This window comes from Neisseria dentiae (assembly GCF_014055005.1).
In the GTDB taxonomy this organism is placed as follows: domain Bacteria; phylum Pseudomonadota; class Gammaproteobacteria; order Burkholderiales; family Neisseriaceae; genus Neisseria; species Neisseria dentiae.
Genome location: NZ_CP059570.1, coordinates 1978944 through 1996521, shown reverse-complemented (window position 1 = coordinate 1996521; position 17578 = coordinate 1978944). Strand labels below are relative to the sequence as shown.

Genomic DNA, 17578 nt, shown 5'->3' with positions numbered 1-17578 from the left:
TTAGCTTGGAAAAAGATAAAGCGGTTCAAAGCGAATAAAGTATATAGCCAATGTTTGGTTTAATAGAAAACAAAAAGAGCCTGCATTTGCAGGCTCTTTTGCACTAATCGCAAGATTAGAATTTGTGACGCAGACCAACCAAACCGGCGGTGTTTTGGATCTTGTTGTCGCCGCGACCGGCTTTCAACCAACCGGCAGATACCATAGCGGTAGTGCGTTTGGAGAAGTCGTAGTCGGCACCTACAACCACTTGGTTGTATTGAGTGCTGTTCAATTTCTCTCCGCCAGTAGTTTTGGCTTTAAAACCGTGAGCATAAGACAGGCGGGGAGTAACATTACCAAAGCGGTAAGCTACAGTTGCAGCCAGCTCGTGAGTTTTAATCGGGTTACTTGTATCATCATTAGCCAAGTTACCATCTTCTTGTTCAGCTTCATACGCATCAAATGCATTTGCAATGCGTGCACGATAGCTGTTTTCTGTATCAAAACCTTTAGTATATTGATAACCCAAGCCTGCAAACAGATTGTTAGCATCGTAACCACCTTCTACGCGATGAACTTGACCATTGCGACCTTCACCACGTTGGTTAGTGTAGCCATTTTTCTGAATTTTTGCACCATATTGGGCAAAGAAACCAGAATTTTCATAGTTCAAGCCAGCATAGTAAGCGTCACGAGAAGCCTCTTCATGAGTATATTTGTCATCGGGATTAGCATTGTCACGCGGCGTATACTGCACATTCGCACTAAAACCACCAAATACGGGGGTATCGTAGCGAGCAGATACGACTTTTTCACCAGTACGGGTAAACACACCCAAACCTAAAGCGTTGTTGTTGTATTCCCACGGATCGATAGTACCCATATCATCAAGTTGGGTAGCGATTTTACCGGCACGGAAAGTACCGAAGTTACCTTCCAAACCAATGTAGGCTTCACGGTTACCCCAGCCCGCATCGCTACCGGCAACAGAAGTTTTTTGCTCAACTTTCCAAATGGCATTCAGGTTGTTGCCCAAGTGCTCGTGGCCTTTGAAACCGATACGTGAACCGAAGTCGGCGATTTCGGTTGCAGTTTTAGAGCGAGCAGCATCATCACCAGAACCTACTTTTACTTTAGAAACTTCAACACCAGCTTTGATTTGGCCGTACAGGGTTACGTCGGCGAAAGCGGCAACAGGCAGGGCAGCCAGGCTCAAGGCAATCAGAGATTTTTTCATTGCTGTATTCCTTTTCTATCGTTTAAGAAAACAAACTCAAATGGGCATGAAACCATCCAAGCTTTGGCATTCATCGCAAGGTTAGCGATTTCATGTCTGCTAATATAATTGCTTCGTTGCAAAAAAACAAACTTTATCGGCTTTAAATGCGCCATCACTTGGCAGAATGTGTGGGGTTTATTCCACACCATGAAGCAAATTCCTTTTAAATCATTGCCATACAAAAAAACCAGCGAGATTTGGCACATTTGCAACAAATTGTCAGTTTGTGTTGTTTTTCGGCACCGTAAGGTTTTATCGGTTTTCAGACGGCTTGAACGGTAACGGTTTCGGCTACATCAAGCCTAAACTTCTTAACGCTACGATGCCTGCGGCGGCGGTAAACATGGCGCCGAACGTGGTGATGCCGGTGATGTTGGCGGCTGCGGTGTCGTTACCGCCCATGGCTTTGGCCATCACATAGGCTGCGGCGGCTACGGGCGTGGCCGTCATCAGGAACAATACGCCGAACGCTACGCCGCTCAGGCCGAAAGCCAAACCTGTGATAACGGCGATAACGGGGGCGGCAAACAATCTTCCGATGCTGGCTTGCAAGGAGATATCCGACATTTTCAGCATGGAACGGATATCGAATGCTGCTCCGGCGCAAATCAGCGCCAGCGGCAATGAGATATTGGCAACATACCCTGCGGTTTTCATAATGGGTTTGGGTACGGGAATATGGAAGTGTTGCAGCAGCAAAGCGGCCACGATGGCGAGAATCAACGGGTTGGTGAAGATTTTTTTGAGAATGTTGCCTGCTTTTTTATGCCATCCGCTGCCTTCTGCCCTGCTGAGGGTGATAACTGCCAAGATGTTGAACAATATGGTTATCACGCCGGTATAAACTGCGCCGGCGGCCACGCCGCTTTCTCCGTAGGCGTTGAATACGAATGCCAGGCCCATAATGCCTAAATTGCCGCGGAATACGCCTTGTACGAACACGCCTTTGTCGCGCGGATCGGCAACGAATTTCCATGCGTAAAGTTCGGCGGCGGCAAAACAAACCAGCACGGATACGGCTCCTGCCGCCAACAGCAGGGCTTGTTCGCCGTAGTTGATGTTGCTTTCGGCAAGATTGGCAAACAGCAGACACGGCAGGCCGTAGAGGTAAACCAGTTTGGAAGCTTGTGCGATAAAGTGTTCGTTGATTTGTGCCGCGCGGCGCAAAAATATGCCGAAGCCAAGCAGCAGGGTGCTGGGCAGGGTTACATTGATGGCGAACAAAACGGCGTCGGTAAAATTCTGCATGGATGGGTGGGAACCGGTTGGTTGGCGGGAGGCAGTGGGTACTCTATATATGATGTTGGTCAGGCGGCTTGGCGGAGGTTTCCGGCCGTCTGAAACATGGTATATTCCGCCTGCCCCGCAAGGGCTTTGCGGCAGGCGTTTTCAGACGGCCTCAACGGTGTTTGCGCCTGCTTCGGCTTTAATCGGATATTGAAACATATATTATATAGTATGAACGACACTCTGCTTTATCTGTTGTTTGCCGCGTTTGCCGGCATCGGTTTGGGCGTTTTGTTTGCCTGGCTGTTTCTGCGCGCCAAGCACCAAGCCCAAGCGCACCGTTTGCACACCGAGCTGGCCGCCGCCGAAACCCGCGCCGCGCAGATCGGGCCGCTGCAAAACGAGCTGGATGAAAGCCGCCGCCGCGAGCAGGAAATCCGTGCCGAGCTGCAAGAAACATCAAGCCGTTTCGCCGCCGCCCGCCAGCATATCGAAAGCCTGCAAGAGCGCGAAAGCGAATTGGGCCGTCTGAAAAACGATTACCGCGATTTACAGCAGGCGCTGGCCGAAAGCCGAATCGGTTACGAGCGTTTGAACACCCAAATCGGGCAGGAGCGCCTCGCCCACGAAGAAAAAATGGCTCTGCTGGCCGAGGCGCGCCAAAGTTTGGCCGACCAGTTTCAAAACCTTGCCAACACGATTCTCGAAGAAAAAACCAAGCGCTTCACCGAACACAACGCCGAGAGCATCAACCGCCTGCTTACCCCGCTCAACGAGCGCATGGGCAAATTCAGCGAACTGGTGCAGAACACTTATGAAAAAGAAGCCAAAGAGCGGCTGACTCTGGAAAACGAACTCAAACGCCTGCAAAGCCTCAACAACCAGCTTCATGCCGATGCCAAAGCGCTCACCGACGCGCTTACCGGCACGCAGAACAAAACGCAGGGCAATTGGGGCGAGATGATTTTGGAAACCGTGTTGGAAAATTCGGGTTTGGTAAAAGGGCGCGAATACTTCGTTCAGACGGCTGCTACGCGCACCGAAGAAGACGGCAGCATCCGCCGCCTGCAACCTGATGTACTTGTGAACCTGCCCGACAACAAACAGATTATCATCGACAGCAAAGTATCGCTCACGGCTTATGTGCGCTACACCCAAGCGCAAACGCCCGAAGCCGCCGAACGCGAACTGGCCGCCCACACCGCCAGCGTGCGTGCCCACATCAAAAGCCTGTCGCTCAAGCAATACAGCGATTTGGAAGGGGTGAACACGCTCGATTTCGTGTTTATGTTTATCCCCGTCGAGCCGGCCTATTTATTGGCCTTGCAGCACGACGACAGCCTGTTTCAAGAATGCTTCGACAAGCGCATTATGCCCGTCGGCCCCAGCACACTGCTGGCAACCCTGCGCACGGTGGCTAATATCTGGCGCAACGAGCAGCAAAACCAAAACGCGCTCGCCATCGCCGAAGAAGGCGGCAAGCTCTACGATAAATTCGTGGGCTTCGTTACCACGCTCGAAGGGGTGGGCAAAAACATCGAGCAGGCGCAAAGCCAATACCAAGCCGCCTACAAACAGCTTTACGAAGGGCGCGGCAATCTGGTCGGCCGCGCCGAAAAACTGCGCAAACTGGGCGTGAAAGCCAGCAAACAGCTCGAAAAAAGCCTGGCGGAAAAAGCGGCCGGCGAAATGCTCGAAGCCCCTGAGGCGGAATCGGAAAACGGGGAAGGGAACGTGTAAATATGGTTCCATTCTATTCGGATTAAGCCGTCGTATGGCGTGTGTACTTTTTCTCAGGTTGGCTGACTGTAGCCCGAAGGGAAAAAGGAAATACGGCAGCATTTGCCGCAGTCTGCCATCGGTGTTTTGTGCGGATTTTGTTTGCTTGGGCTTGAGGTGGTGCCGACTGTTTTTTATATAGCCGCAGGCCGTCTGAAAGATTTCAGACGGCCTGCGGTCTTTGCAATATTCAAAAAATATCACAAAAAGTTTGAGGCCTTTGCAAAAAAACAATTCAAACCTGAAAACGTTTGTGTCTCGTCATTCCCGCGTAGGCGGGAATCCAGCCCTAAAATCATCAAGTATTTTATTTCAATAACTTATGAAAAAGTGGCTAGATTCCCGCCTACGCGGGAATGACAGAAGTTAAGCATTTCAGACGGCCTCAAAATGGTTTTGCAAAGGTCTCAGTTTATTTGCCGCTATTTAGATTCAAGCGCGGCAGGCGGCGAAAATATCTTGTTCTTTGCGGTATTCTGCGGTTTGCACATCGAAAACGCCCAGCAGCGAATGGAACAGGTTGTCGTGCGAATAGCTGCGGCCGGCGTTGCTTTTCAGACAGGCGGCCGACACGCCGCTGCCTTGGTACCAGCCCTGCTTCGCCCAAAAAATCATCGGCACTTGGGTTTGCGTTTTCAGAGCGACGGCGTAAGGCGTGCCGTGCAGGTAGATGCCGTTTTCGCCCAATGATTCGCCGTGGTCGGAAACATACCACAGGGCGCTGTCGGTATCGGTTTGCCGGTCGAGCAGTTTGATGGTGGCGGTCAGCATATGATCGATATAGCGGATGGTGTTGTTATAGGTGTTTTGCAGCGCTGCGGAGCTGCAATCTTGCAGCTGGTTGGTGTCGCAAGTGGGTTGGAAGGTTTTGAATTCGGGCGTGTAGCGCTTGTAATATGCGGGGCCGTGGCTGCCTATGGTGTGCAGCACGATGATGCCGTCGCCTTTCATCGCGCGGATTTCTTCTTCCAAACCGTTGAGCAGAGCCATATCGAGACAGCCGTCGCTGCCGCATTGGCCTGCTTGGGCGATGTCGCCGATATTGATGTGTTTGATGCGGTCGCACACGCCTTTGCAGCCGCCGTCGTTTTCACGCCAAGAGGCGTAGAGGCCGCTGCGTTGCAATACATCCATCACGTTTTCTTGGTGCTTGGCGCGGCTGGCGTTGTAATCGTTGCGGTTCATATTGGAAAACATACACGGCAGCGATACGGCGGTGGCCGTGCCGCAAGAAGATATGTCGGGATAGTTGATCACTCCGGCGGTTTGTTTCAACTCGGGCGTGGTGTCGGGCGCGCCGGGGTTCAACCCCCAGTTTTGCGCGCGGGTGGTTTCGCCCACCACCAACACCAGCAGGCGCTTGCGCCCGTGCGGTGCGGCATGGCGTTTGGCATCATTGGCGATGGTTTCAAACGGGCGGTTGGCATCGTAAGCGCTGTGGGCGGTTTTGATGCCTGCACCAATCAGGTTGGTGGGGGTGATCTGGTGGCTGATTTTGGAATGGTTGCGGAAAAACGAGGCATAGTGCGAATACGATGTTGCCGCCAATGCGCCGATAACGGCCAGCGATGCGACTGCGCTCAAAACGCGCCAGCCCAGTGCTTTATACCATTTGGCCGTATGCCGGATTTTGCCGTAGCGGGCATACAGCACGGCCGGCAACACGCCGGTTAGCGCCACCCACAGTATGAATTTCCACGAAAGCCATGCGCCGGCTTCCGCCGGATTGGTTTGCAGCAGGTTTTGAATCATATCGGCATTGAAAAAAATGTTTTGCGTCATCACCGCAAACGACGCGCCTGCACCGGTAAGCAGCAGCAGGGGGATGGTGAGCCGGTGCACTTTGGGCCAAAACAAAAGCTGCATAATCAGGTTTATGGCAGCCACCAGAAACAGCGGCATGGTGAGTATCAGCAGCCAGTCGCCGGTTTGGAAAACCGACCGCCAATAACCGATATTGAACACGGCGGCAACATAAAGGCTGAACAGGAAAACGGCTCGGTTGGCAGTAAAACGGAAGCGCATGGAAACTCTTGCCTCAGATAGTCGGGTTAATGAGTGCGCGATTGTGCGCCGGCGGCATTAAGGCATTCTTAAGGCATAAAAAAGGTGGGAAATATTTTGATAAGACGGCTTCAACAGAAATTTCTAGCAGCCCGATTGAAAAATATTTTCTAAAAAAATCAATTTATTACTTTTTATTCTCAGGCCGTCTGAAAAAAACGGCGGCTTTAAGGTTTGCTTAAGACGGGTTTGTTTTAATAACACCACAGCAACAGAGACCGAGACCTCGGCAACCCAACCATCTGCGGCGCATTTCTGCGTTGCACGCTGCTCGCTCGCTTGCCTAACCATATGTTATGTCTGCACTCGCTGCGCTGCTGCGCCTTGAGCTGCATCCGCATCCGGCTGGGTTGCCAAGGCCTCATGCTGTTTCATTTTCCCCTTATCAATCATTTTGAATAACCCGTTTCCCCAAGGAGCACACCATGTTGAAACAAACCCTTTTCGGCCTGATGGCCGCCGCATCTTTAACCGCTTTTGCCGAAACCACCTGCACGGCCCACCCGAAAAACGAGCAGATTCCGCCCGCCAAATTCCAAGAGCAGCTCAAGCAGCAGGGCTACCAGATCATGAAATTCAAGCAAACCAAAGGCAATTGCTACGAAATCTACGGCAAAAACAAAGAAGGCAAGAAAGTTGAAATCTATTTCGACACCAAAACCGGCAAACCCGTGAAAAGCGAAATCGACGATTGATTTCAGACGGCTTTCACACCGTTATATACGCAGAACCAAGCAGGCCGTCTGAACAACCTTTTCAGACGGCCTTGAAACACCGAGAAAGGACGTATCATGCAAACCGTTAAAGTATGGGATTTACCCGTTCGCCTGTGCCACTGGGGGCTTGCCGCCTGCGTGCTGGCGAACTTGGCGTTTACCGAAGAGGGCAGCGACATCCACGAATATGTTGGTTATACTGCCGCCGGTATTGTCGCCTTCCGCCTGTTGTGGGGCTTTATCGGCAGCCGTTACGCCCGTTTCAGCAACTTTTTCCCCACCCCCTCGCGCCTGATGGCGCACGGCAGCAACATCATACGCCGCCGACCCGACACCCATCTCGGCCACAACCCTTTCGGTGCACTGATGATGTTTGCCCTGTGGGCGGCGGTTGTCGGCCTGGGCGTGAGCGGCTACCTGATGACGACCGACCGCTTCTGGGGCGACGAAACCGTAGAAGAAATCCACGGTTTTCTGGCCGACAGCCTGATTCCGCTGATTGCCCTGCACGTTACCGCCGCGCTGGCCATGTCGTTTCTGAGCAAAACCAATCTGGTGCGCGCCATGATTACCGGCAAGAAAAACGTGCCCGACGATGCCTTCGGCCAGCCGCAGATTTTTGATAAAGATTAAAGCCTTAACCATTCAGTTAAGCGCCCCCGATAAAGTTTTCAGACGGCCTCACCATCAGGCCGTCTGAAAACACACCACCGAACACACAACCGAACAAGGCTGCCATCATGCGTATCCTCTTAATCGAAGACGACCCCCACATCGGCGACGGCCTCTATCACGGCCTCACCAAACACGGCTTTACCGTCGATTGGCTGAAAAACGGCAAACACGGCCGCGACGCCCTTTCCAACGCACCTTACGATGCCGTGGTGCTCGATCTCGGCCTGCCCGACATCGACGGCATGGACATTCTCGCCGGCTGGCGGCAGCAGCGGCACAACACGCCCGTGCTGATACTCACCGCCCGCGACGCCCTGCCCGACCGCCTGGCCGGCCTCAACGGCGGCGCCGATGATTATCTGTGCAAACCCTTCGCACTCGACGAAGTTACCGCCCGCCTGTCGGCACTGGTGCGCCGCAGCCAAGGCCGCGCCGCTTCGCTGATCGAATACGGCAGGCTGAAGCTCGACACCTCCGCCAAATCCGCCGAGCTGGCCGGCGAGCCGCTCACCCTCACCCAGCGCGAATACGTTCTGCTCGAAATGCTGCTCTCGCAACCCAAACACATCCACAGCCGCGCCCAAATCGAAGACAAACTCTACGGCTGGGACCAAGAAGTCGAAAGCAACGCCGTAGAAGTGCACATCCACAACCTGCGCAAAAAATCGGCAAAGACTTTATCCAAACCCGCCGCGGCTTGGGCTACCAAATCGGAACCGCGCCGTGAAATTCTTTTGGAATATGTATCCCGCCACCAGCCTGCGCTACCGCCTGTTTGTTTATATCAGCGGCGGGCTGCTGGCTTTATGGCTGTTTTCGGTTACCGCCGGCAGCCTCTCCTCGCTGCACGAAATCAACGAAGCCGCCGACAGCCAGATGGCCCAGCTTGCCCAAACCCTGATGCAGGTGTCGCACGACAACGACACCGTGCGCAATATCGTCGATATCGAAACCCTGCTCGCCAGCAACCACGGCGATGCCAAAAGCAACAACCACGGTTTCGCCGTGTGGGATAAAGACGGCACACGGCTGATTGCCGACCGCCACGGCAAAGACATTCCTTTTCAGACGGCCTCGGGCTTCAGCAACAGCGGCCCCGTTTGGCAGAGCGGCTCATGGCGCTATCTCTACCTGCACGATAAAGTCGACGGCCACACCGTGGCCGTGTCGCAACGGCTGAAAGAACGCTTTTCCACCCTGATCAGCGCCTTATGGGCGCAGTTTGCCGTATCGCTGCTGGCACTGCCCGCGCTGTTTTTTCTGATTCACTACGGCATACGCCGCGGCCTGGAACCGCTCGACAAGCTTTCCGCCGAACTGCGCACCCGCGATGCCGACAGCCTGCACGCCGTATCCGAAGATGTGCCCGTCGAAGCCCTGCCCATGGTGCAGTCGCTCAACGGCCTGCTCACGCGCGTGTCGGCCGCCATCGGCCGCGAACGCCGCTTCACCTCCGACGCTGCCCACGAACTGCGCAGCCCGCTGGCCGCCCTCAAAGTGCAGGCCGAAGTGTTCTCCCTGAGTAACGAGCGCGAACAGCCCTACCACTTGGCCAAAATGCACGAAAGCATCGCCCGCGCCCAACGCCTGACCGAGCAGCTCTTGGTGTTGTCGCGCATCGACCCCTTGAGCGAAGTGCCCGATGCCGAACCCGTCAACTGGCAGCAGATTGCCCACCAAGCCCTGAAAAGCGCCAACCTGCAAGCCCGCGAAAAGCGCGTGCGCCTGCAACTGAACAGCCCCTGCGGCATCGAAAACGTCCTGCCCCTGCGCGGCAACGCCGTATTGCTCGAGCTGATGCTGCGCAACCTGCTCGACAACGCCGTGCGTTACAGCCCCGAAAACAGCCGCGTGTCGCTAACCCTCAACCGCGACGGCATCTGCATGTGCGACGAAGGGCCGGGCATCGCCCCCGAACACATGATGCGCATCTGCGAACGCTTCTACCGCCCCGCCGGCCAAACCCAGCAGGGCAGCGGTTTGGGCTTGTCGATTGTAGAAAGCATCGCCGCCCTGCACGGCCTGCGGCTGGATTTGCAAAACCGCCCCGAGGGCGGTTTGTGTGCGGGCTTGGAAAAGGCCGTCTGAAACACCCTGCCGCCGTCATGCCCAGGCTTGACCCGGGTATCTGTTATTTCTTTTGAAAAAAAGATGCTCGGGTCAAGCCCGAGCATGACGTAACGGTTGCCAAGCAAACAGAGACCTTTGCAAAAATACCTTAAGGCCGTCTGAAATGCTTAAATACCGTCATTCCCGCGTAGGCGGGAATCCAGATGGAAATATTGAAGCATTGATTAAACGAATACTTGGATGCCAAGCGTCTGGATTCCCGCCTACGCGGGAATGACGGAGTTCAGATTTTTAGATAGCAATTTGAATTTTGCAAAGGTCTCGGCCTAAATGAATTTTGCAAAGGCCTCAAGTGGTTTTACTATATAAAAAACGGCTGCGTATAAACGCAGCCGTTACCGTATGTTTCACCATACCGGTTGATCAGTTCGAACCCACTTTGATTTTCTGCCACAGGTTGACGGTGAGTTTCTTCGCATCGCCTTCCATCTGCGGCATCACGAAGCCGTTTTTCATGTCTTCCTGAGTCGGGAAGATGGAACGGGTGGCCACCAGTTCTTTCGGCAGTTTCTCGCGTGCAGGCAGGCTGGCCGGAGCGAAGGTTACGGCTTTGGCGTTTTTCGCGGCAATTTCGGGGTCAAGGGTGTAGTTGATGTATTTGTGTGCATTCAGCACGTTTTTCGCATCGGCGGGAATCAGCCACGATTCAATCCAGAAACCCATGCCTTTGGGGGTGAGCACTTCGATGCCGACGTTGTTTTTCACTTCTTCGGAACGCGCTTTGGCCATATTCAGGTCGCCGCCGTTACCGGCCGCCAAACACACATCGCCGCGTGCCAGCTCGTCGATAACCGAGGGGCTGAAGCGTTTCACGTCGGGGCGGACGGCCTGCAACACGCCGGCTGCCGCTTTGATATCTTCGGCATTGCTGCCTTTCGGGTCTTTACCCAAATAGTTCAACACGATAGGGAACATTTCAGACGGCGTGTCCCACAGGGCGATGCCGCATGATTTCAGCTTGTTGGTGTATTCGGGTTTGAACAGCAGATCCCAGCCGTTTTCAGGCAGTTGGCCGCCCAAAATTTCTTTGCCCTTGGCGGTAATGGCCAAAGTGTTCACGCCTGAAAAATAAGGCACGGCGTATTCGTTGCCCGGATCGGCGGTTTCGAGCATTTTCAAAAGCTCGGGATCGATGTTTTTATAGTTGGGGATTAAATCTTTATGGATTTTCTGATAAGCGCCCGCTTGGATTTGGCGGGGAAGGAACGCGATGCCGGGCACCACCAGGTCGTAGCCCGACTTGCCGGTCAGCACTTTGGCTTCCAGCGTTTCGTTGTTTTCATACAGGTCGTAAGTGAGCTTCAAATTGTTGGCTTTTTTGAAGTCTTCAACAGTGCTCTCGTCAACATAGTTCGACCAGTTGTAGATATTGAGCGTATCGGTAGCGGGCAGGCCGTCGGTGGCAGCAGCGGCAGAACCTGCATCTGCTTGAGGTTGGGCGGGTTTTTGCTCGCTTTGGCCGCCGCAGGCTGCCAAAGACAAGGCTGCGATAACGGCTAATACAGATTTTTTCATACGGGTTGGTTTCCTAATGAAAGGGTTGAATAAACGAAAAACCGCTGCCCCATAAAAACCCCGGCGGCGGCGCGGGCTATTGTAAAGGAATGCTTAATAAAAATCAAAGTGATATGCACGATTTCTTCGCATGGCCGCATGAAGCGGGCGAAGGCCGTCTGAAAACGGCAGGCGGCGGCGGGGCTGTCGTTTTTCGGGCAGGCTTCTGCAAACGGAAAGCGGCAGTCGGTGAAAACACTTGCACAGATAAGGCTAAGTATTTAAAATTACGCGTTTACGAAATTAAATTTTGATTTTTATCAGGAGACATTCAATATGGCCAACAGCGCACAAGCCCGCAAGCGTGCCCGCCAGTCGGTTAAACAACGTGCCCACAACGCCAGCCTGCGTACTGCCTTCCGCACTGCGGTTAAGAAAGTATTGAAAGCGGTTGAAGCCGGCGACAAAGCCGCCGCACAAGCGGTTTACCAAGAGTCGGTAAAAGTAATCGACCGTATTGCCGACAAAGGCATTTACCACAAAAACAAAGCAGCCCGCCACAAGAGCCGCCTGTCTGCCAAAATCAAAGCTTTGGCCTAACCCGGTTCCGGCGCAGTGTCTGCATTCCGCCACGGCGGAAAGCGGAACGTTGCTTGAATACAATGCCCCTGAAGAGCGGATATCGAGCCTTTCGGGGCATTTGCTTTTTGTTTGGCGCGGGGGTAAATTAGACCGCCGAACGGCCTTGAAACCGGTGCGAAATTCGTCTTAACTATTTGAGCAGCAATGGTTTCAGACGGCCTGAACATACCCGACACGCCCAAAGGTAACCCGTATGAATTGGAAACATTTCGTTGCAGCCGGCGCCGGCTTGGCGGCCTTTTCTTCCGCCGCATTCGCCGAAAACAGCAATGCCGCGCTGCAATGCACGCTGATACAGGACAATGCCCTGCGGCTGGCCTGTTTCGACAAAATCTATGCCGCCCAATTTCCGCCGCAAACACCGCCGGTGGCCGAAAAGCAGCCGCCCAAGGCGGTGGATTTGGTGAAGTCGGTGGATACGAGTTTGGCCAAAAAAGAGCCTACGGTTGTGTTCAGCCAAAGCGACGCCGGCAGCGAACCCACCGAAGCCCTGCTCGATGCGGCCGATGCCTATACGCCGCTGAGCCTGATGTATGATTTGGACCAAAACGACGTGCGCGGCATTTTGTCGGTGCGCGAACACAATCCCATGTATCTGCTGCCCGCCTGGTATAACAGCAGCCCCAACCGTTATCCCGAAACATCTACGCGCGGCGTAACCGACGATGTCCGCGCCAAAGACCAGAAGCGGCTGGAAGCGAAAATGCAGGTGTCGTTCAAAACCAAACTGCTGGAAGATTTGTTCCGCACCCGCTCCGACGTGTGGTTCGGCTACACCCAAACCGCTCACTGGCAGTTGTGGAACCAGGGCGAAGAGTCTGCCCCGTTCCGCAACAACGATTATTCGCCCGAAGTTTTCATCACCCAGCCCGTGAAGGCCGACCTGCCCGGCGGCGGCAAGCTGCGTATGCTCGGCTTGGGCTTCGTGCACCAGTCCAACGGCCAGAGCCGCCCGATGTCGCGCTCATGGAACCGCTTATACGGCATGGCGGGCATGGAATGGGGCAAGCTGACCGTGATTCCGCGGTTGTGGGTGCGCGCGTTCGACCAAAGCGGCGACAATGACGACAACCCCGATATCACCGATTATATGGGTTACGGCGATTTGAAACTGCAATACCGTTTCAACGACAAACAAACCGTTGCCGCCACCATGCGCTACAACCCCAAAACCGGCAAAGGCGGCGTGCAGGCCGACTACACCTTTCCGCTCAAAGGCAAGCTCAAAGCCTATGTGCAGGGCTACCACGGTTACGGCGAAAGCCTGTTGGACTACAACTACAAGCACAACAGCATAGGCTTCGGCGTAATGCTCAACGATTGGGACGGCTTTTAAACACCCGATTCGCGGCAAACACTCGTTTCTTACTGCCCGAGCGCGTATAATGGCGCGTTCGGGCGGTATTTACCGTTCACCACATATGGAATACCGATATGGCAAAAAATGCGGCTGAAAGCGGCGGCATCTCTAAGGCATTGAAAAAATACCTGATTACGGGCATTTTGGTGTGGCTGCCGATAGCCGTAACGGTATGGGTGATAACCTATATCGTTTCCGCATCCGACCAACTCTTCCAACTTTTGCCCGAAAAATGGCAGCCGGCCAGCCTGATGGGCTTCAACATTCCCGGTTTGGGCGTGATTGTGGCCGTGGTGGTGCTGTTTGTAACCGGCCTGTTCGGCGCCAACGTGCTGGGTAAGCAGATTATTGCCGCGTGGGACAACCTGCTCGGCCGCATTCCCGTGGTGAAGTCGATTTATTCCAGCGTGAAAAAGGTTTCCGAATCGCTGTTGTCCGACAACAGCCGGTCGTTCAAAACCCCCGTTTTGGTGCCGTTTCCGCAGCCGGGCATCTGGACCATCGCTTTCGTGTCGGGCAGTTTGGCGGGCGCGGTGGCGCGCAGCCTCGATAACGGCGAAGAATACCTTTCCGTTTACGTGCCGACCACGCCCAACCCCACCGGCGGCTATTATGTGATGGTGAAAAAAAGCGATGTGCGCGAACTGGACATGAGCGTAGACGACGCGCTCAAATATGTGATTTCGCTGGGCATGGTGGTGCCGGACGAGCTGCCGGTAAAAGCCCTGCCCGATGCGCAGAGGCCGTCTGAAAACCCCGAAGGGCAAGAATAAGCGCAAGGCAATATTTTTATTGCAGGCCGTCTGAAAAAAAACCGCGCAACCGCTGCGTTGCGGCATCTTTTCAGACGGCCTGCCGATACCGTTTAACACATTTGTCAGAAAATCAAACGAAAACAAACCGAAGGCTTTATTTATGCGTACCAATTATTGTGGCTTGATTAACGAGCAATACCTAGACCAAACCGTTACCGTCAAAGGCTGGGTGCACCGCCGGCGCGACCACGGCGGCGTGATTTTCATCGACTTGCGCGACCGCGAAGGCATCGTGCAGGTGGTGGTTGACCCCGACACCCCCGAAGCCTTCCAAACCGCCGATTCCGCCCGCAACGAATACGTTTTGAGCATCACCGGCCGGGTGCGCAACCGCCCCGAAGGCACCACCAACGATAAAATGATTTCCGGCAAAATCGAGATTCTGGCCAAAGAAATCGAAGTGCTGAATGCCGCCGCCACGCCGCCGTTCCAAATCGACGACGAAAACCTGAGCGAAAACGTGCGTTTAACCAACCGCGTTATCGATTTGCGCCGCCCCGCCATGCAGCGCAACCTGCGCCTGCGCTACCAAGTGGCAATGGGCGTGCGCCGCTATCTCGACGCACAAGGCTTTATCGACATCGAAACGCCGATGCTCACCCGCTCCACCCCCGAAGGCGCGCGCGACTATCTTGTGCCCAGCCGCGTACACCCGGGCGAATTTTTTGCGCTGCCGCAATCGCCGCAACTGTTCAAACAGTTGCTGATGGTGGCCGGTTTCGACCGCTACTACCAAATCACCAAATGCTTCCGCGACGAAGACTTGCGCGCCGACCGCCAGCCCGAATTCACCCAGATCGATATCGAAACTTCGTTTTTAAGCGAAAACGAAATCATGGGCATCACCGAAGGCATGGCCAAACAGGTGTTTAAAGATGCCTTGGGCGTAGAATTGGCTGATTTCCCGCGTATGGAATACCGCGAAGCCATGTTCTACTACGGTTCCGACAAACCCGATATGCGCGTGAGCCTGAAATTCACCGAGCTGACCGACTTGATGAAATCGGAAGAATTCAAAGTGTTCCGTGCCGCCGCCGATATGAAAGGCGGCCGCGTAGTTGCCCTGCGCGTACCCGGCGGCGCCAAACTCTCCCGCAAAGACATCGACGAATACACCAAATTCGTCGGCATCTACGGCGCCAAAGGCTTGGCCTACATCAAAGTGAACGATGTAACCAACCTTTCCAACGGCGAAGACAGCGGCCTGCAATCGCCGATTGTGAAATTCCTGTCTGAAAACGCCCTGAAAGAAATCATCGCCCGAACCGGCGCACAAAACGGCGACATCATCTTTTTTGGCGCCGACAAAGCCAAGATTGTCAACGAAGCCATCGGCGCGCTGCGCATCAAAATCGGCCACGAACACGGCGCCGAAAACGGTTATTTCACCGACGAATGGCGCCCGCTGTGGGTGGTCGATTTCCCGATGTTCGAATACGACGAAGAAAACGACCGCTACGCCGCCATGCACCACCCCTTCACCTCGCCCAAACCCGGCCATGAAGACCTGATGGCAAGCGACCCCGAAAACTGCCTCGCCCGCGCCTATGATATGGTGCTCAACGGCTGGGAAATCGGCGGCGGCTCCATCCGTATCCACCGCGCCGAGATTCAGGAAAAAGTATTTGCCGCGCTGAAAATCACCCCCGAAGAGCAGCAAAACAAATTCGGCTTCCTGCTGGACAACCTGAAATACGGCGCACCGCCGCACGGCGGTTTGGCGTTCGGCCTCGACCGCTTGGTTACGCTGATGACCGGTGCCGAATCCATCCGCGACGTCATCGCCTTCCCGAAAACCCAGCGTGCCCAATGCCTGCTCACCAACGCCCCCAATGCGGTGGACGACAAACAACTGCGCGAATTAAGCCTGCGCCTGCGCCAGAAAGCGGCTGAGAGCAAAGAGGCTTAATGGGATAGCCGGTATTTCACCAAGGTCTCAACCTGAGGCTGTTTGCCGCTGGCGGTTTGGATGATTGTGGCATCAATCACTGCCGCCGGGGCTTTCTCTATTTTTAAGCCTTTTTCGGTCAGCTGGCGATTAATCAGTCCGGGATGCCCGGCCAAGGTGTCATCTTGTGCCAGTCAATTGCGGAAACGGCAGAGGGTGCTGTGGTCGGGTAAAGTGATGTCATCGAAACCGCAGAAGAAATAGAAAGCCAGACAGCGTTCCAATTCCGGATCAGAGAGGCTGTGCCATTGGCCGGGCAATACGGCTTTGAGCATGGGCAGTAGCGGATAGGCGGAGTGGCCCCGGTGGTTGCGGATGTAACGGGTCTTCTGCCGGTTGAGCAGTTGTTAGACGGGCTGCCAATCGAGCAGCCGGTTATAGTGAATTAAAATAAGAATTCCGAACTTTACTCCCCCTTACCAGCAGAAAAAAATGGCCTACCCGATAGAACTCCGACAAAAAGCAATCGAATATTACCGGCAATGCCAAAATGCAAGCCAAGTCTGCCGTGTATACGGTATCAGCGACAAAACGCTGAGCAGTTGGCTGCGACTCTATGAACAAACAGGTTCACTGGCGCATCAAGTCAAAGGTGGTAATGCCACAAAAATAGACAGGCAACAGCTTTCAGACTATCTCGAACAGCATCCTGATGCCTACCTGCACGAAATCGCAGAACATTTAGGGTGCAGCGCCCCAAATGTCAGCTACCTGCTCAAAGTCATGGGCATCACACGAAAAAAAAGACCACCACATACAAAGAACAAAAGCCCGAACAAGTAGCCGCTTATCAACAAGCATTGAGCCAATATACTGACTATCAAGCAGTTTTTCTTGATGAAACAGGGTTCGACACCTTTTTTACCGCCCTTACGCTTACTCGAAAAAAGGCGTACCCGTCAAAGCACAAATCAGCGGCAGAAAATACCAACGTATTTCATTGGTTGCGGCACAAATCCAAGGTAAAGGCAGCCTGATTGCACCCATGACCTATTGTGGCACCATGGACGGCAGCCTGTTCGAAGCATGGTTTGAGCAAATGCTGCTGCCCGAACTGACGGAGAGATCCGTCATCATTATGGACAATGCCCGTTTCCACCGTATGGCGGTTTTGACTGAAATGGCGCAGAAGCAGGGACATAAAGTATTGCCCCTTGCTCCTTATTCACCCGAGCTTAATCCGATTGAAAAGGTATGGGCGAATATTAAAAAGCATTTGCGGAAAGTTTTACCTGCCGTGGGAGATTTTATGACTGCACTGCTACGTAGTTCTTATTTTAATTGACTATAATTTTGAGTAACGGGTAGCTGTCGATGTGTTTGCCCATCATGATTTGGGTTTGTTGGTGGAAGAAGCTGCTCATAAAAAAAACTCCTCTGAAATTCTTTGTAAGGGAATTTAGAGGAGTTTTTGGGCTTTTGCAAAGGTCTCGGGTTGTTTTTGCCCACATAACCATAAGAGCGGAA

General features: G+C 53.8%; 14 protein-coding genes and 3 pseudogenes. 12 read left to right on the top strand and 5 right to left on the bottom strand.

Going from position 1 to position 17578, the window contains the following annotated elements; genetic code table 11:
- Positions 1 to 115: 115 nt before the first annotated feature.
- Both porB and H3L92_RS09385 read right to left on the bottom strand, forming a co-directional pair.
- A complete protein-coding gene (gene porB, locus H3L92_RS09390) occupies positions 116 to 1219 on the bottom strand; it encodes a trimeric porin PorB (RefSeq protein ID WP_085365576.1) in 1104 nt (367 codons plus the stop codon).
- Positions 1220 to 1552: 333 nt separating this feature from the next.
- Positions 1553 to 2509 carry an AEC family transporter gene (locus tag H3L92_RS09385; protein ID WP_085365574.1) on the bottom strand — a complete coding sequence of 319 codons (957 nt, stop codon included), beginning with the start codon at positions 2507 to 2509 and terminating at the stop codon, positions 1553 to 1555.
- A gap of 210 nt (positions 2510 to 2719) precedes the next feature.
- On the opposite strand from H3L92_RS09385, the gene H3L92_RS09380 reads away from it, so the two are divergent.
- Positions 2720 to 4228: a DNA recombination protein RmuC gene (locus H3L92_RS09380; protein WP_085365573.1), complete on the top strand. Its 1509-nt coding sequence runs from the start codon at positions 2720 to 2722 to the stop codon at positions 4226 to 4228.
- A 102-nt stretch (positions 4229 to 4330) separates the two neighbouring features.
- Complete coding sequence (locus tag H3L92_RS09375) at positions 4331 to 4627, top strand: hypothetical protein (RefSeq protein ID WP_158088143.1); 297 nt, start codon at positions 4331 to 4333, stop codon at positions 4625 to 4627.
- Between the two features lie 72 nt (positions 4628 to 4699).
- On the opposite strand, the gene H3L92_RS09370 is transcribed toward H3L92_RS09375, so the two are convergent.
- Entirely contained in the window at positions 4700 to 6292 is a 1593-nt protein-coding gene (locus H3L92_RS09370) for a phosphoethanolamine transferase (protein WP_085365572.1), read from the bottom strand.
- 29 nt (positions 6293 to 6321) lie between these two features.
- Between H3L92_RS09370 and H3L92_RS09365 the strand changes: the two genes are divergently transcribed.
- The 5 genes and pseudogenes from H3L92_RS09365 (at position 6322) to H3L92_RS09345 (ending at position 9810) form a co-directional block, all read left to right on the top strand.
- A complete protein-coding gene (locus H3L92_RS09365) occupies positions 6322 to 6513 on the top strand; it encodes a hypothetical protein (RefSeq protein ID WP_143824322.1) in 192 nt (63 codons plus the stop codon).
- A gap of 243 nt (positions 6514 to 6756) precedes the next feature.
- Positions 6757 to 7026: a PepSY domain-containing protein gene (locus tag H3L92_RS09360; protein ID WP_085365571.1), complete on the top strand. Its 270-nt coding sequence runs from the start codon at positions 6757 to 6759 to the stop codon at positions 7024 to 7026.
- Positions 7027 to 7122: 96 nt separating this feature from the next.
- Positions 7123 to 7680: a cytochrome b/b6 domain-containing protein gene (locus tag H3L92_RS09355; RefSeq protein ID WP_115336209.1), complete on the top strand. Its 558-nt coding sequence runs from the start codon at positions 7123 to 7125 to the stop codon at positions 7678 to 7680.
- A gap of 107 nt (positions 7681 to 7787) precedes the next feature.
- A pseudogene (locus tag H3L92_RS09350) lies at positions 7788 to 8449 on the top strand (response regulator).
- Positions 8446 to 9810, top strand: a complete 1365-nt coding sequence (locus H3L92_RS09345; protein ID WP_245945419.1) for an ATP-binding protein — start codon at positions 8446 to 8448, stop codon at positions 9808 to 9810. Before H3L92_RS09350 ends, H3L92_RS09345 begins: the two are co-directional and overlap by 4 nt.
- 405 nt (positions 9811 to 10215) lie before the next feature.
- Here H3L92_RS09345 and H3L92_RS09340 read toward each other — a convergent pair whose 3' ends face one another.
- Positions 10216 to 11367, bottom strand: coding sequence for an ABC transporter substrate-binding protein (locus H3L92_RS09340; RefSeq protein ID WP_085365568.1), 1152 nt, complete (start codon positions 11365 to 11367; stop codon positions 10216 to 10218).
- A 315-nt stretch (positions 11368 to 11682) separates the two neighbouring features.
- On the opposite strand from H3L92_RS09340, the gene rpsT reads away from it, so the two are divergent.
- The 4 genes from rpsT to aspS all read left to right on the top strand — a co-directional run bounded on the left by rpsT (position 11683) and on the right by aspS (position 16072).
- Positions 11683 to 11946, top strand: a complete 264-nt coding sequence (gene rpsT, locus H3L92_RS09335; RefSeq protein ID WP_085365566.1) for a 30S ribosomal protein S20 — start codon at positions 11683 to 11685, stop codon at positions 11944 to 11946.
- 235 nt (positions 11947 to 12181) lie between these two features.
- Positions 12182 to 13324, top strand: a complete 1143-nt coding sequence (locus tag H3L92_RS09330; RefSeq protein WP_085365565.1) for a phospholipase A — start codon at positions 12182 to 12184, stop codon at positions 13322 to 13324.
- A gap of 98 nt (positions 13325 to 13422) precedes the next feature.
- On the top strand, positions 13423 to 14121 hold the full coding sequence (locus H3L92_RS09325) for a DUF502 domain-containing protein (protein ID WP_085365564.1): 699 nt from the start codon (positions 13423 to 13425) through the stop codon (positions 14119 to 14121).
- A 142-nt stretch (positions 14122 to 14263) separates the two neighbouring features.
- Entirely contained in the window at positions 14264 to 16072 is a 1809-nt protein-coding gene (gene aspS / locus H3L92_RS09320; protein WP_085365563.1) for an aspartate--tRNA ligase, read from the top strand.
- Between the two features lie 32 nt (positions 16073 to 16104).
- Here the strand turns inward: aspS and H3L92_RS09315 are convergent.
- Positions 16105 to 16500 (bottom strand): annotated as a pseudogene (locus H3L92_RS09315) (transposase); the annotation flags it as partial.
- Positions 16501 to 16543: 43 nt separating this feature from the next.
- Between H3L92_RS09315 and H3L92_RS09310 the strand changes: the two are divergent.
- Positions 16544 to 17396 (top strand): annotated as a pseudogene (locus H3L92_RS09310) (IS630 family transposase).
- Positions 17397 to 17578 lie beyond the last annotated feature (182 nt).